The following is a 12,720-nucleotide window of genomic DNA, read 5'->3' as shown; positions in this document are numbered from 1 at the left end:
AGCGCAATGAGTGCTGTGAGATGAAGCAGACGCTGATCTCGGGAGGCATTCGTTGCAGGGCAAGCATGGTCATCTCAGTCGTGAGCAGAAGCAGCTCGCGCTCCGTCTCCACTCGAAGGGGTGGCGGCTCATCGATATCGCCCGCGAGATCGGCTGCACGGCCCCGATGGTCGGCCGCATGGCGCGGGAAGGGCGTCACCTCGACGGGAAGCCGTTCGGCTGGGAGCCGCGCGAGGGGCATCTGACGGTCTTCGATCGTGAGGAGATCCTGGTTGGTCTCGCGCGCGGTGACACGTTGACCGCGATCGCGCTCGCCCTGGGACGGGCGGTGTCGACGGTCAGCCGCGAGGTCAAGCGCGGCGGCGGGCGGGAGGGGTACTCGGCGTGGCGGGCGCATGAGGACGCGCGAGAGCAGGCCCGCCGACCGAAGCCGTTCAAGCTTGACGGTGGACGGCTGCTCGAGGTTGTCGCGACGCAGCTGGAGCAACTGTGGTCTCCGCAGGAGATCGCCGCCCGCCTACGGTTGGAGCATCCCGACGACCCGGAGATGCACGTGAGTCACGAGACGATCTACCAGTCCCTGTTCGTGCAGGGACGCGGGCAGTTGCGCCGCGAGCTTGCCCGCTGCCTGCGGTCAGGGCGTGCGGCACGGAAGTCGCGGACCGCGACGGACCGGCGAGGCCGGCTGCCAGGGATGGTGATGATCAGCGAGCGCCCCGCGGAGGTCGAAGACCGCGCCGTGCCGGGGCATTGGGAAGGCGACTTGATCCTCGGTGAGAACAGTCGCAGCGCCGTGGGAACCCTCGTTGAACGCAGCACCCGCCTCACACTTCTGCTGCACCTGCCCGACGGGAAGAGCGCCGACAAGGTGGAGGCCGCAATGCGCGAGGCGATCACCGCGTTGCCGGCGTCGCTGGCGCGGACGATCACCTGGGATCAGGGCGCCGAGATGGCCAAGCATTCCGAGTTCACGACAGCGACCGGCATCCCGATCTACTTCTGCGACCCGCACTCCCCGTGGCAGCGCGGAAGCAACGAGAACACCAACGGACTGCTACGCCAGTACCTGCCGAAGAGCACCGATCTGAGCATCGTCACCCGCGCTGAGCTGACCGCGATCCAGGACTCGCTCAACGGACGACCACGCAAAACGCTCGGCTATCTGACACCATCGGAGAAGTTCACAGAACTCGTTGCGACCACCGGTTGAATCCGCCTCTGCTCGATGCTCGTGCGCGTCATCTCGCTCATCTGGTCGTTGCGTCGCTGGTCGACGATCGTCGCGTGGATCGTCAGCGCATTGTCGAGGGTTTCGCGAAACGACGCCACTCGCGCATCGATGTAGCGGGCACGATCGGCGATCTCCCGATATCCGGGGGCCTCGCCACTCGGCATCCGTGTACTCACGTAGTGCTCCAGGCGGTCCATCATCGCCGGCAGCGGAGCCGTCGCATGGCGCAGGTCGATGACTTCGCGCTGCAGCGCGAAGATGCGACGGGAGACGCCCTCGTCTTCAGCGAAGAGCTGCTCCTCGATCTCGTCGATGTCGTGCTCGATCTCGTCCATGACGGCCCGGTACGCCCGCGTGACGTACTCGAAGGTTCCCCAAAGCACGCCCAGGGGCCCGCGCGCGGCGATGTCGGGATGCTCGTCGAGCAGCGTTCGCAGGCGATCGATGTCGACCGCGCCGTCGCCGGAGATGGCGACGAAGAAGTCGGGGCCGACGAAGAGGTCGACTTCGCGGCACTGCACCGTCTCGGTCGGCTCGTCGTACTGGGAGGGCTGGACGACCACGAACAGGTGGTCGCCGAAGCGCTCGAGCTTCGAACGCTGATGGGTGCGCAGCGCCGTCGCGACGCCGAGCCGCTCCAGCTGGAGCACCTCGGCGAGCGCGTTCACCTCCTCGTCGCTCGGGGAGGTCAGCCCGACCCAGAGCATCCCGCCCCGCCGACGCGCCTCGGCGAGCGCGTCGGCCGGTGCCGCGTCGGTGGGGTGGGCGATGCCGTCGTCGTAGACGACGCACTGGGGCTGAGCCATGAGAGCAACCCTAGGCCCGCTGGGCGGCCCCGCTCCTCATCGCTCTCATGCCGTGATGTCGGTGACGGTGCCCTTGTCGAGCCGCAGCCGGCGACGGGCGCGGCGCGCGACGGCCGAGTCATGGGTGACGACGACGAGGGTCAGCCCCTCGGCGGAGAGACGTTCGAGCACCACGAGGATCTCGTCGCGCATCGACTCATCCAGATTCCCGGTCGGCTCATCCGCCAGCAGCACGCGCGGGCGCTTGGCGATGGCCCGCGCGATCGCCACCCGCTGCTGCTGCCCGCCGGAGAGCTCCCCCGGACGGTGGCTGCCGCGATCGGAGAGGCCGACGTGCGCGAGGGCCTCCTCGACACGGGTGTGACGGTCGGCACTGTCCAGACGCAGCGGTTCCAACCCCATGGCGACGTTCTCTGCCGCGGTGAGCGTGGGAATGAGATTGAAGGCCTGGAACACGAAGCCGATCTCGTGCGCGCGCACCTTCTGCAGGTCCGTCGCGGATGCCGCCGCGAGGTCGGTGTCGCCGAGCAGCACCGTTCCGCTGGTCGGGACGTCGAGCGCGCCGAGCATCTGAAGCAGGGTCGACTTGCCCCCACCCGTGGGACCCTGGATCGTCGCGAACTCTCCTGCCTCGATCTGCAGGTCGACCCCCGTCAAGGCCGTCACCTCCCTGAGCTTCTGACGGTAGGTCTTCGTCACGGACGTCAAGCGATAGGCCGCTCCCGCCGCGGTCGGCGCAGGGGTAGCGATGGTGTCATCGATCACGGTCATGTCGGTCATTCCTTCGAGATGGTGGACGTCAGTGGGGGCCGGGGCGCTCACGAGACCGCCCGTAGTGCTTCTGCGGGGCTGAGACGGGCGGCACGCCAGCCACCGAACACGCCGGCGATCAGTCCGCCGAGGACGGCGAGCACGAGAGCGAGCCCGACGATCCAGAGCGACAGCGGCGCGTGAAGGGCGATCTCGGTTGTCGTCTGCGCCAGCTGACCGCCGAACCCGCTTCCCCCGCCGCGACCACCCCCGCCCGGACCTCGGCCGGCGGTCGCGCCCGCGGAGGCCGACACCGTGGGGGCGATGATGTTGATGATCAGCGCGCCGATGAGGCCGAGCGCCACGCCGATGACACCGCCGATGAGGGCCTGGACCACGGATTCCCCCGCCACCTGGCCGACCACACGCGCGTTGGACCACCCGATGGCCTTCAGCGTGCCCAGCTCACGGGTGCGTCGGGAGATACCCGAGATCGTGAACAGGACCGCGAGAGCGACGGCCACCACGAGGACGATGATCGACAGCCACGTGCCCAGGTTCGTGATCAGCGAGCTCGCGCTGGCGAGCGAGCCCGAGACGGTCGAGGCAAGGTCCGACTGCGAGCTGACGGTCGCCGTGGGGAGGGCGGCCGTGAGCGCGGACTGGATCGCGGCGATGCGATCGCTCGAGCTGGCCTGCACGTACACCGTGGAGACGACGTCGCCCGCGCCGGAGAGCTTCTGTGCGACATCGAGCGGAATGTAGACGTTGGCGGCGGTGTCGGCGGACGAGGACGCGGACGCGACGATCCCGACGATCTGGAACGGCGTCCCCGCCACATCGATGGTGCCGCCCACGGCGAGAGAGGCACTGGCCGCGTAGGTCGCGTCGACCACGGCGACATCCGTACCCGCGTCAGAAGAGGTGAGCGCGCGTCCACCGCTGACGGTGGCAGCCGTCAACGGCCCCGCGGCGGTGGCGCCCGGGTCGACGCCGAGCACGCTGAAGGAATTCACGCCGAAGGAGCCCCCTGGAATCCCCCGCCACCGCCCTCGCCGCCCTGACCGCGGCTGCCCTCGCCCTCTTGCGGCGCGGTCTGCGTGCCGCCCTCCGCGGTGCCGGACTGGCGCTGCGGCAGCGAACCGGTGAAGGTCATGTTCGTGAGGCTGAGAGCAGCGGTCGCCTCGGACACCCCGTCGACGGCGCGCACCGTATCGAGCACCGACGCGTCCAGCGTGCTGCGACCGAACCCGGTGACCAGGCGCGACTGGTTGAGGGTGGTCGTCCCGTCCGCGCCGGTCTGGCCGCCGCCGCCTTCGAAGTCGAAGCGACCACCGCGCGTGTTCGAGCCGGGCTGGGCCTGCGCGCCGGTGACGGTGAGGTCGGTGCCGACGCCGTATACCGAGGCCAGGGCCTCCGACTGGGCGTCGCGCACGCCCGCGGACAGCGCGTTGACCATGATGACCAGCGCGACCGCGACGGCCAGGCCGATCGCCACGATCGTGGTCTGCTTCTTTCGGCCGGACAGCTCACGGCGCAGATACGTCCAATACATCGCGTCTCCTTCTGGCGAGCGAGCCCGGGTGCTCGGTGCGCCGACGCGACGAACGTACGAGCGGTTTCGATGCGCGATCGAAGGGCGACTGAGGAAGTGGCTATGAGCCACTCGGCAGAGCCTGCTGCAATCCACAGCGGGCTCATAGCGCGGCGCATAGGTTCTTCACAGCACCGGCAGCACAATGGAGCCATGACCGCTCTCGCCGCCTCCCCTGTCCTGCACCGCCCAGACGGGTCGGCCCTTCGCGTCCTCGTCGTCGACGACGAGCAGATGCTCACGGACCTGCTCTCGATGGCGCTGCGCATGGAGGGCTGGGAGGTCCGCACGGCGGGGTCGGGATTCGACGCGCTCGCGCAGGCGCGCGAGTTCGATCCCGACGCCATGGTGCTCGACATCATGATGCCCGACCTCGACGGCATGTCGGTGCTGCAGCGACTGCGTCACGCCGGCAACGATGTGCCGGTACTCTTCCTCACGGCGAAGGATGCCGTCGCCGACCGCGTCGCGGGCCTCACCGCCGGCGGCGACGACTACGTCACCAAACCGTTCAGCCTGGAAGAGGTCGTCGCGCGTCTGCGCGGTCTGATGCGCCGCGCCGGCACCGCGACAGCGGGCGGCGCCGACCCCGTCCTGCGCGTCGGTGAGCTGACGCTGAACGAGGACTCCCATGAGGTCATGCGCGGCGACACCGAGATCGAGCTGACGGCGACGGAGTTCGAGCTGTTGCGCTTCCTCATGCGCAACCAGCGTCGCGTCGTGTCGAAGGCCCAGATCCTGGACCGCGTCTGGAACTACGACTTCGGCGGGCGCTCCTCGGTGGTCGAGCTGTACATCTCCTACCTGCGGAAGAAGATCGACGCGGGCCGTGACCCGCTCATCCACACGGTGCGCGGCGTGGGCTACATGATCAAAGCTCCGCAGTGAGCGCAGCGCCTGCGCCGAAAAAGGTCCGACGGCGACCGCAATGGAGCCTGCAGACGCGACTGATCGCGGCCGTCGTCGGCATGGTCACGCTGATTCTGGCGATGATCGGCGTCGCCACCAGCGCGCTTCTCGGCAACATCCTGTCCGGCCAGCTCGACACACAAGTGCGCGATGCGGCAGCCAGTGTCAGCGCGCAACTGCTCTCGCAGAAGGTGGACTTCGGCACCGTGCAGTCCGCGTACACCGTGCTGCAGGAGGCGCGCGTGCGAACTCCCGGAGTGCTGCTGATCGTGAGGTCCGCGAGCGGCTTCGACGGGGCGTACCTCGACGGCAACAGCGTGAAGCCGCTGACGGACGCACAGGTACTCGAGATCGCCAACGCATTCGGCTCCGGTCCCTCCGCGACGGGGACGGTGGACGACATCGGCACCTACCGGCTGTTCACCACCGGCGCCGGTCCCTACGCGATCGCGGTCGGGCTGCCGGTGTCGACCGTGAACACGACCATTGCGCAGATCCTGACGACCGTCGCCCTCGTCACCACCGGAGGGCTGCTGCTGCTGGCGGCCGTCATCGCCGTGGTGATCCGCTACTCCCTTCGGCCGCTTCGGGCCGTCGCCGCCACGGCGACACGCGTCGCTGCGCAGCCGCTGGACTCGGGCGACGTCACCATCTCCGAGCGCGTCCCGGCATCCGAAGCCGATGCGAGCGATGAGATCGGGCGTGTCGGTGCGGCACTGAACACTCTGCTCGACCACATCGACGTGTCACTGGCCGCCCGGCAACGCAACGAGGAACGCATGCGCTCGTTCGTGGCCGACGCCAGCCACGAGCTGCGCACTCCCCTGGCGGCGATCCGCGGCTACTCCGAGCTTTCCCTGCGGTCGCTGCGAACCGTGAACGCCGCCGGCGACGCGGCCACACCGGCCCAGGTCGCGATCAGCGCCGAGCAGTCGGAGCAGAGCCTGGAGCGCATCCAGTCCGCCTCCCTGCGGATGACGGCGCTCGTCGAAGACCTGCTGCTGCTGGCTCGACTCGACGAGGGCAAGGAACTCGTGTACGGCGCCGTCGACCTCACGCGAGTGGTCGTCGACAGTGTCGCCGACGCACAGGTCGCCGGCTCAGGACACGAATGGCAGCTGGATGCCGCCGAAGAACCGGTCGTCGTCGCCGGAGATACGATGCGTCTGCATCAGGTCGTGGCGAACCTGCTCACCAACGCCCGCGTGCACACGCCGGCAGGAACGACGGTCACCGCGAGCGTCGCCGTCGAGGGGGGCGACGCCGTCGTGCGCGTCACCGACAACGGTCCCGGCATCGATCCGGTGGTCGCCGGCGAGCTGTTCGAGAGGTTTGCGCGCGGCGACACCTCCCGCGCACGCCAGACCGGAGGAACCGGCCTGGGCCTGTCGATCGCGAAGGCGATCGTCACCGCGCACCACGGCACGATCTCCGTCAACAGCGAACCGGGACACACCGAGTTCGAGGTACGACTGCCGGCGCGCCCGGCGGCCCCGCACGCGGCCGACGCGCCGGCCTGACCCGGGCTGCGCGCGACCGGGGCCGAGACCGCCCCGACGACCGGGCGCACGCGGCCCCCGCACCACGGGTGCGGTGCCGATCAGTAACCCGAGAAGGCGTCCGTCGTGAGTGTCCGAGCCTTCTCGAGGGCGGGGGCGAGGTCCGCGATGAGACGCGGCGGACCCGACACGTAGGCATGCCGCGACGCGAGATCGGGCACCATCTGCAGCAGTCCCGCGGCATCCAGACGGACGCCCTGCGCCCACGTCCAGTGCCCGGGAAGCGTGTCGGGCTCGGTGCGAGTGAAGACGATCACCGGAATGCGGGCGTGTTCGAGCTCGTCGCGAAACGCGAGCTCTTCGGCATCCGCGGCGACGTAGACGAACACCACGTCACGCTGCTCCCCCGACAGGCGCAGGTGGCGCAGCTGCGAGACGAAGGGCGTGACGCCGATGCCGGCGGCGACCATGAGCACCGGCGCCGACGCGCGCGCCGGCAGGACGAAGTCGCCCCACACGCCGGTCACCGCGAGCTGCTGGCCCGGCTCGACGAGCGCGAGCGCCTTCTTGTAGCTGGACTGCGATCCTTCGCGCAGCGCGATGCGCACCTCCGGCAGCTCCTCCGGGGCCGAGACGATGCTGAACTCCCGGCGCGTGCCACGCGCATCGGGGCGGGGGTGCGGCACCTCGAGCTCGAGATACTGCCCCGCGACGAAACGGAAGCGCCGTTCCGCCCGGAACGACAGCTCGCGCACGGTGGGCGTGAGGGCGACACGTTCCTGGAAGGTGAGGCGCACCGCCGTACGTAGGGCGAAGACGAAGGCGATGAGGTTGCCGACCAGCAGCGCGCGCTCCTGACCGAGACTGACGTCGCCGACGTCGACGGGCCAGCCGGCGAGGACGCCGACCACCGCCGCGACCACGAACTGCTGCCACCGGCGCGGGGGCAGCGTCAGCGGCTCGGAGAGCATGAAAGCGCCGAGGAACAGGAACGGCGACGACCAGAGGATGTTCCAGAACACCGTCCCCGCATCGAGTGCGAGCCCCGCCTGCTGGTACTGCAGCGTGGTGCGCACGAAGGCGACCGCCACCGCGACGACGAGGAAGAGCGCGATGATGCGCACCTTCTCGGTGCGAACGAGCACGACGAGGCCGAGCAGGATGACGGGTCCGGCGAGGAAGGGGGAACCCACCCACCATGCGGACGAGCCCAGGTCCGGCAGCCACACGCTCAACACCGTGAGCACCGTCGCGCCGACCGCAGCGGGATTGAAGATGTGGCGTCCCTGCCAGACCAGCAGGTACTTGGATGCCGAGGCCACCAGTCCCGCGACGGCGATGCCCACGAGCGCCGCCGGCTCCACCGTGGGGCGCAGGACGAACAGCAGGATCAGCACGGTGACGAGCGACGACTCCCACCGCCAGTCCTTGCCGAGCACGCGGTGCGCGATCGCATCGGTCGCGGCACAGACCAACGCGAGCACGAGGAGGGTAACCAGCAGCTCCCACGGCGAGGGTCCGACCGCTCCCGCGAAGGACAGCACGAGAGCGATCGCGGCCAGGACGACGAGCGCGAGAACGACCAGGCGGTACATCGATACGCGACCGAGCACCGCCAGGGTGCGACTCCATGCCGCGGTGAGTGAGCTCATCACAGGAACAACTCTGCCTTACTGTCAGGCGACCACTCCACGCGGCCGTCGGTGATCATACGCACCCACGCCGCGGCGTGAGCGTCGGCGAACGCGGGTCCGCCGTCGAAGAAGAGCGCGGTGGCGGCGGCATCGGCGGTCATGGCGTCGGCAGCGACCACCCACGTCGCGGCGATCGTGCGCACCGGCTCTCCGGTGCGCGCGTCCAGCACGTGATGCAGTCCCCCGCCGTCCGCGGCCGGCCAGGCGCGGCGCTGGATCGCGGACGCGCAGAGCGCGGCATCCGTCACCCGCCACACCCCGATCGCGCGCGTCGGGTCGAAGGGGTGCTCGAGTGCGATCGTCTCGCTGCCGCGCAGAGCGATGTCGCCGCCGGCGTCGACCGTCACCGCACCCTCCACGTGCGCCGCGACGCGACGCAGCACGCGGTCGACGAGGCGCCCTTTGCCGAGCGCTCCGACATCGATCGTCGCCGGCGTGCGCGGGGTGAGCCGATCGCCGCCCCATGTCAGCAGCTGCGACCATCCCGCCGGAGCGGCTTGCGCGCCGTGGTCCACGAGCCCGTACTGGGCGTCGTAGCCACGGCGCGCGAGCGCGTCGCCGATGAGCGGGTTGACGGCTTCGGCCGTGGCCTCGCTCAGCGCGAGGAACAGATCCAGCATCGGCGCCGCGTCGACGGGCGCCGGGATGGATCCTGCCGCCGTCGCGAGCGCGGCGATCTCGGCATCGGGCCGAAATCGCGACCACGCGCGGTCGAACGCGTCGATCAGAACACCGACCTCGGAGCGCACCGTGGCGGACAACTCCACGGCCGTGTCGATGCGCCAGCGCGTGCCGATCGCCTCGAACTCCCAGCGGAAAGCGGGGGGCGTGGACGAGTCGGGCGCGTCGGGCGCGGTCACGCCTTCGCTTCGGTCTTGATCTCTTCGATCGCCTTGTTGAATCCACCGCTGGTCAGCGACGAACCGGCGACGCGCGACACCGAGATGTCCTCGATCTTCTTGCCGACGACCTCGGAGCTGATTCCGCCGATGAACTGGCTCTGATACTGCTTCGACTCGCTCTTGGTCGGATTTCCGCTGACCTGCACGTCGGTGATGACGTCGCCGGCGAGCGTGACCGTCACCGAGATGGTCTCGACCGACTCGGGGGTCGCGTACGAACCGTCGGCCGAGTAGGTGCCGTCCTTGTACACGCTGCCGGAGGCGGCGGCCCCGGTGCTGCCGGTGGCAGGAGCCGAGGACGCCGTCGAGGGGGTGGACTCGTCGGCGGGGGCGGCCGACGGCGACGCGGTGCTCGTCGTGGTGGCCGAGCAGCCCGCGAGGGCGATCATTCCGAACACCGAGGCGGCAGCAGCGCCGGTGCGGACGGAACGGGGTACGGCGGTGGTGCGGATCATGATGGTCCTCCTTCTGTCGTGCCCTGCCGCTTCAGATGCGGGGGGGGGCGCATCGCGGTGGCGCCCCTCCACGCTACTGGGGCCCTTCTGCGCCACCCCCGCGTATCACCTATGCATTCGCATTGAGAACCGTCCTCACCGCGCGGGCACGAATCGCCCGTCGGGCCGGCCTCACACGCGCGCTTCGCGCTCGCGGCGAAGCGCTTTCAGGCCCTCGACCGCGAAGAAGACGCCCACAGAGGCGGCGATCGGCATCAGCCAGCCCACAGCATCCAGGGGCTCGGAGCCGAACAGGTCGTTGAGGAAGGGGACGTAGGTGTAGAGCGCCTGGAGCACGAGCAGGGCCGCCGCCGACCACCAGATCACACGGTTTCCGCGCAGCACGTCGAGCGTCAGGCTCGAGCGGCCGAGGAAGCGACAGTTGAGCAGGAAGGCGAGCTGACCGAAAGCGAGCATGGCGACAGCCTCGGTGCGCGCGACATCGAGATCGACCCCGCGGGCGAGCGCGAGGGCGAACACACCGAGGGTCGCGCCGCCGATGAGCACCGAGACCGCCAGGATGAAGCCGAGCTCACGCATCGAGACGATGGATCCGCCGGTCGGCCGCGGTGGTCGGTTCATGATGCCCCGTTCGGCGGGCTCGTAGGCCAGCGCAAGCGAGAGGGTGATGGCCGTGACCATGTTGACCCACAGCACCTGCACGGGTGTGAGCGGCAGGGTGAGGCCGAAGACGACCGCCACCAGGATCACGAGCGACTGCGCACCGTTGGTCGGCAGCAGGAAGACGACCGACTTGCGGAGATTGTCGTAGATCCGCCGTCCCTCGGCGATCGCGCTGCGGATCGTGGCGAAGTTGTCGTCGGTGAGGACGATCTCGGCGGCCTCCTTCGTGGCCTCGGTTCCCTTGATGCCCATTGCGATGCCGATATCGGCCCGGGTCAGCGCCGGTGCGTCGTTGACGCCGTCGCCGGTCATCGCGACGACCTCGCCGTGGGACTGCAGTGCACGTACGATCCGGATCTTGTGCTCGGGGCTCGTTCGCGCGAAGACGTCGACCCCCTGCACGACGCCCTTCAGCTGCTCCTGGCTCAGCGCTTCGAGCTCGGCACCGGTGAGCACGGGAGCGTCGTCGCTGCTGACCAGACCCATCTCGCGACTGATCGCCATGGCGGTGCCGGCGTGGTCGCCCGTGATCATCTTCACGCGGATGCCGGCGGCGTGGCAGTCCGCGATCGCTTCGATGGCCTCCGGGCGCGGCGGATCCACGATGCCCCACAGCCCGAGGAGTTCGAGGTCGATGAGCTCATCAGCGCTCACGGTGTCGGCGCGCGTCGGCTTGCGCGCCGCGGCCAGCACTCGCAGCCCCTGTCCGCTGAGTTCGTCCACCGCGTTCTCCCAGAACGCGCGGTCCAGCGGCTCGGACCCGTCGGCACCGCGCTGGGTGAGCGCGCGATCGAGCAGACGGTCGGGGGCGCCCTTCACAAGGATTGCCCGGGAGCCGTCGGGGCTCTCGTTCAGGGTCGCCATGAACTTGTGGGCGGAATCGAACGGCACGACACCGATGCGACGCGCTCCCCCGGCATCCGATCCCCCCTTCATGGCGACGACCTTCAACGCCCCCTCGGTCGGCTCGCCGACGAGCGCCCAGCCGAGCGTCCGGGCGCTGTCGACATCGGCCCCCGCCGACACGCGCTCGAGCGAGGCGTCGTTGCAGAGGTCGGCCACGGCCAGCAGCGCCGCCAGGTCTGAGCCGCCGGCCGGCGTGATCTCGCCCGTCGGGTCGTAGCCGAGGCCGGAAACCTCATAGCGTCCGACCGGGGTGAGCATCGTGCGCACCGTCATCTCGTTCTTGGTCAGCGTGCCCGTCTTGTCGGAGCAGACGGTGGTGACCGAGCCGAGCGCCTCGACGGCGGGCAGCTTACGGGTGATCGCGTGACGTCGGGCCATCTGCTGCACGCCGATCGCCAGAGTGATCGTCACCAGCGCGGGAAGCCCCTCCGGGATCGCCGCCACGGCGAAACCGATCGTCGCCGAGACGAGGTCGGGCAGGGGCATGTCGTGCAGGTATCGGCCGATGACCATCATGGCCAGCGCCATCCCGAGGATGACGAGGGTGAGCTTCTTGCCGAAAGATGCCAGCTGGATCGTGAGCGGTGTATCGAGCGAGCCCGCCTCCCCGACGAGGGCCTGGATCTTCCCGATCTCGGTCGCCGCGCCCGTTCCGGTGACGATGCCCGCGCCCTGACCGCCGGTGACGATCGTGCCGGAGAATGCCATCGACGCACGGTCTCCCACGCCGGCTCCGTGGGCAACGGGCGCCGGATCCTTGGACGACGGCACCGACTCCCCCGTCAGCGCGGCTTCGTCGATGCGCAACTGCGTCGCCTCGACGAGGCGGACGTCGGCGGGGACCTTGTCGCCGGGCATGAGCCGGACGATGTCACCCGGTACAAGGTCGGCGGCAGGCACCGTGGCCCAGCGACCGTCGCGGAGCACGGTGGCTTCGGGGGAGAGCATGCCGCGGATGCCCGCGAGAGCCTTTTCCGCCTGCCCTTCCTGGACATACCCGATCACCGCGTTGATGATGGCGACGGCCATGATGACCCAGAAATCGAGCCAGTCGCCCATCACGGCCTTGATGGCGGCGGCGGCCAGCAGGATGTAGATCAGAGTGTCGTTGAAGTGGGAGAGGAACCGCAGCCACCCCGGCGTGCGTTTCGGCTCCGGCAGCAGGTTGGGACCGGCGATCTCGAGCCGTTCCGCGACGTCGGCCGCGCTCAAGCCATCGCCGTCGACCCGCAGCGCGCTGCGCAGGTCATCGATCGGTCGAGCATGAGGTGCGGCGACAGTCAGGTCCGCCTCGAGCATCGGAGGGGTCAT

11 protein-coding genes are annotated in these 12,720 nt (G+C 69.5%); 3 read left to right on the top strand and 8 right to left on the bottom strand.

The genetic code is table 11. From position 1 onward, the window contains the following. The first annotated feature begins 52 nt into the window (after positions 1 to 52). A complete protein-coding gene (locus AS96_RS01230; RefSeq protein ID WP_036284757.1) occupies positions 53 to 1,210 on the top strand; it encodes an IS30 family transposase in 1,158 nt (385 codons plus the stop codon). Here the strand turns inward: AS96_RS01230 and AS96_RS01225 are convergent. The 4 genes from AS96_RS01225 to AS96_RS15945 are packed head-to-tail and all read right to left on the bottom strand — an operon-like array spanning position 1,159 to position 4,342. Then, a complete protein-coding gene (locus tag AS96_RS01225) occupies positions 1,159 to 2,037 on the bottom strand; it encodes a CorA family divalent cation transporter (RefSeq protein ID WP_081767943.1) in 879 nt (292 codons plus the stop codon). The two genes, AS96_RS01230 and AS96_RS01225, sit on opposite strands and share 52 nt — an antisense overlap. Positions 2,038 to 2,082: 45 nt before the next feature. After that, a complete protein-coding gene (locus AS96_RS01220) occupies positions 2,083 to 2,808 on the bottom strand; it encodes an ABC transporter ATP-binding protein (RefSeq protein WP_051498714.1) in 726 nt (241 codons plus the stop codon). Positions 2,809 to 2,855: 47 nt separating this feature from the next. Further along, complete coding sequence (locus AS96_RS15950) at positions 2,856 to 3,803, bottom strand: ABC transporter permease (protein WP_331280293.1); 948 nt, start codon at positions 3,801 to 3,803, stop codon at positions 2,856 to 2,858. Continuing rightward, on the bottom strand, positions 3,800 to 4,342 hold the full coding sequence (locus tag AS96_RS15945; RefSeq protein ID WP_331280292.1) for a hypothetical protein: 543 nt from the start codon (positions 4,340 to 4,342) through the stop codon (positions 3,800 to 3,802). The genes AS96_RS15950 and AS96_RS15945 overlap by 4 nt, the downstream gene beginning before the upstream one ends. 192 nt (positions 4,343 to 4,534) lie before the next feature. Here AS96_RS15945 and AS96_RS01210 point away from each other — a divergent pair, with 192 nt between their 5' ends. Further along, positions 4,535 to 5,269, top strand: coding sequence for a response regulator transcription factor (locus tag AS96_RS01210; RefSeq protein ID WP_016464648.1), 735 nt, complete (start codon positions 4,535 to 4,537; stop codon positions 5,267 to 5,269). Beyond that, on the top strand, positions 5,266 to 6,810 hold the full coding sequence (locus AS96_RS01205; protein WP_036284756.1) for a sensor histidine kinase: 1,545 nt from the start codon (positions 5,266 to 5,268) through the stop codon (positions 6,808 to 6,810). Before AS96_RS01210 ends, AS96_RS01205 begins: the two co-directional genes overlap by 4 nt. 80 nt (positions 6,811 to 6,890) lie before the next feature. Here the strand turns inward: AS96_RS01205 and AS96_RS01200 are convergent, their stop codons facing one another. The 4 genes from AS96_RS01200 to AS96_RS01185 all read right to left on the bottom strand — a co-directional run bounded on the left by AS96_RS01200 (position 6,891) and on the right by AS96_RS01185 (position 12,720). After that, positions 6,891 to 8,441, bottom strand: a complete 1,551-nt coding sequence (locus AS96_RS01200; RefSeq protein ID WP_036284754.1) for an FAD-dependent oxidoreductase — start codon at positions 8,439 to 8,441, stop codon at positions 6,891 to 6,893. Further along, positions 8,441 to 9,343 (bottom strand): FAD:protein FMN transferase, encoded by a 903-nt coding sequence (locus AS96_RS01195; protein WP_036284752.1) that lies wholly within the window; start codon positions 9,341 to 9,343, stop codon positions 8,441 to 8,443. The genes AS96_RS01200 and AS96_RS01195 overlap by 1 nt, the downstream gene beginning before the upstream one ends. Beyond that, positions 9,340 to 9,840: an FMN-binding protein gene (locus tag AS96_RS01190; protein ID WP_036284750.1), complete on the bottom strand. Its 501-nt coding sequence runs from the start codon at positions 9,838 to 9,840 to the stop codon at positions 9,340 to 9,342. Before AS96_RS01190 ends, AS96_RS01195 begins: the two co-directional genes overlap by 4 nt. A gap of 171 nt (positions 9,841 to 10,011) precedes the next feature. Then, a complete protein-coding gene (locus AS96_RS01185) occupies positions 10,012 to 12,720 on the bottom strand; it encodes an HAD-IC family P-type ATPase (RefSeq protein ID WP_036284749.1) in 2,709 nt (902 codons plus the stop codon).

Origin of the sequence: Microbacterium sp. MRS-1, assembly GCF_000585455.1 — a bacterium.
Taxonomy (GTDB): domain Bacteria; phylum Actinomycetota; class Actinomycetes; order Actinomycetales; family Microbacteriaceae; genus Microbacterium; species Microbacterium laevaniformans.
This window is presented reverse-complemented; position numbering and strand designations above follow the sequence as displayed.

What these genes read in the sequence shown, in the direction of transcription:
- AS96_RS01225 (WP_081767943.1), bottom strand. Translation starts at nt 2,037, where the DNA reads ATGGCTCAGCCCCAGTGCGTCGTCTACGACGACGGCATCGCCCACCCC.
- AS96_RS01220 (WP_051498714.1), bottom strand. Translation starts at nt 2,808, where the DNA reads ATGACCGTGATCGATGACACCATCGCTACCCCTGCGCCGACCGCGGCG.
- AS96_RS15945 (WP_331280292.1), bottom strand. Translation starts at nt 4,342, where the DNA reads ATGTATTGGACGTATCTGCGCCGTGAGCTGTCCGGCCGAAAGAAGCAG.
- AS96_RS01210 (WP_016464648.1), top strand. Translation starts at nt 4,535, where the DNA reads ATGACCGCTCTCGCCGCCTCCCCTGTCCTGCACCGCCCAGACGGGTCG.
- AS96_RS01200 (WP_036284754.1), bottom strand. Translation starts at nt 8,441, where the DNA reads ATGAGCTCACTCACCGCGGCATGGAGTCGCACCCTGGCGGTGCTCGGT.
- AS96_RS01190 (WP_036284750.1), bottom strand. Translation starts at nt 9,840, where the DNA reads ATGATCCGCACCACCGCCGTACCCCGTTCCGTCCGCACCGGCGCTGCT.
- AS96_RS01185 (WP_036284749.1), bottom strand. Translation starts at nt 12,720, where the DNA reads ATGACCCCTCCGATGCTCGAGGCGGACCTGACTGTCGCCGCACCTCAT.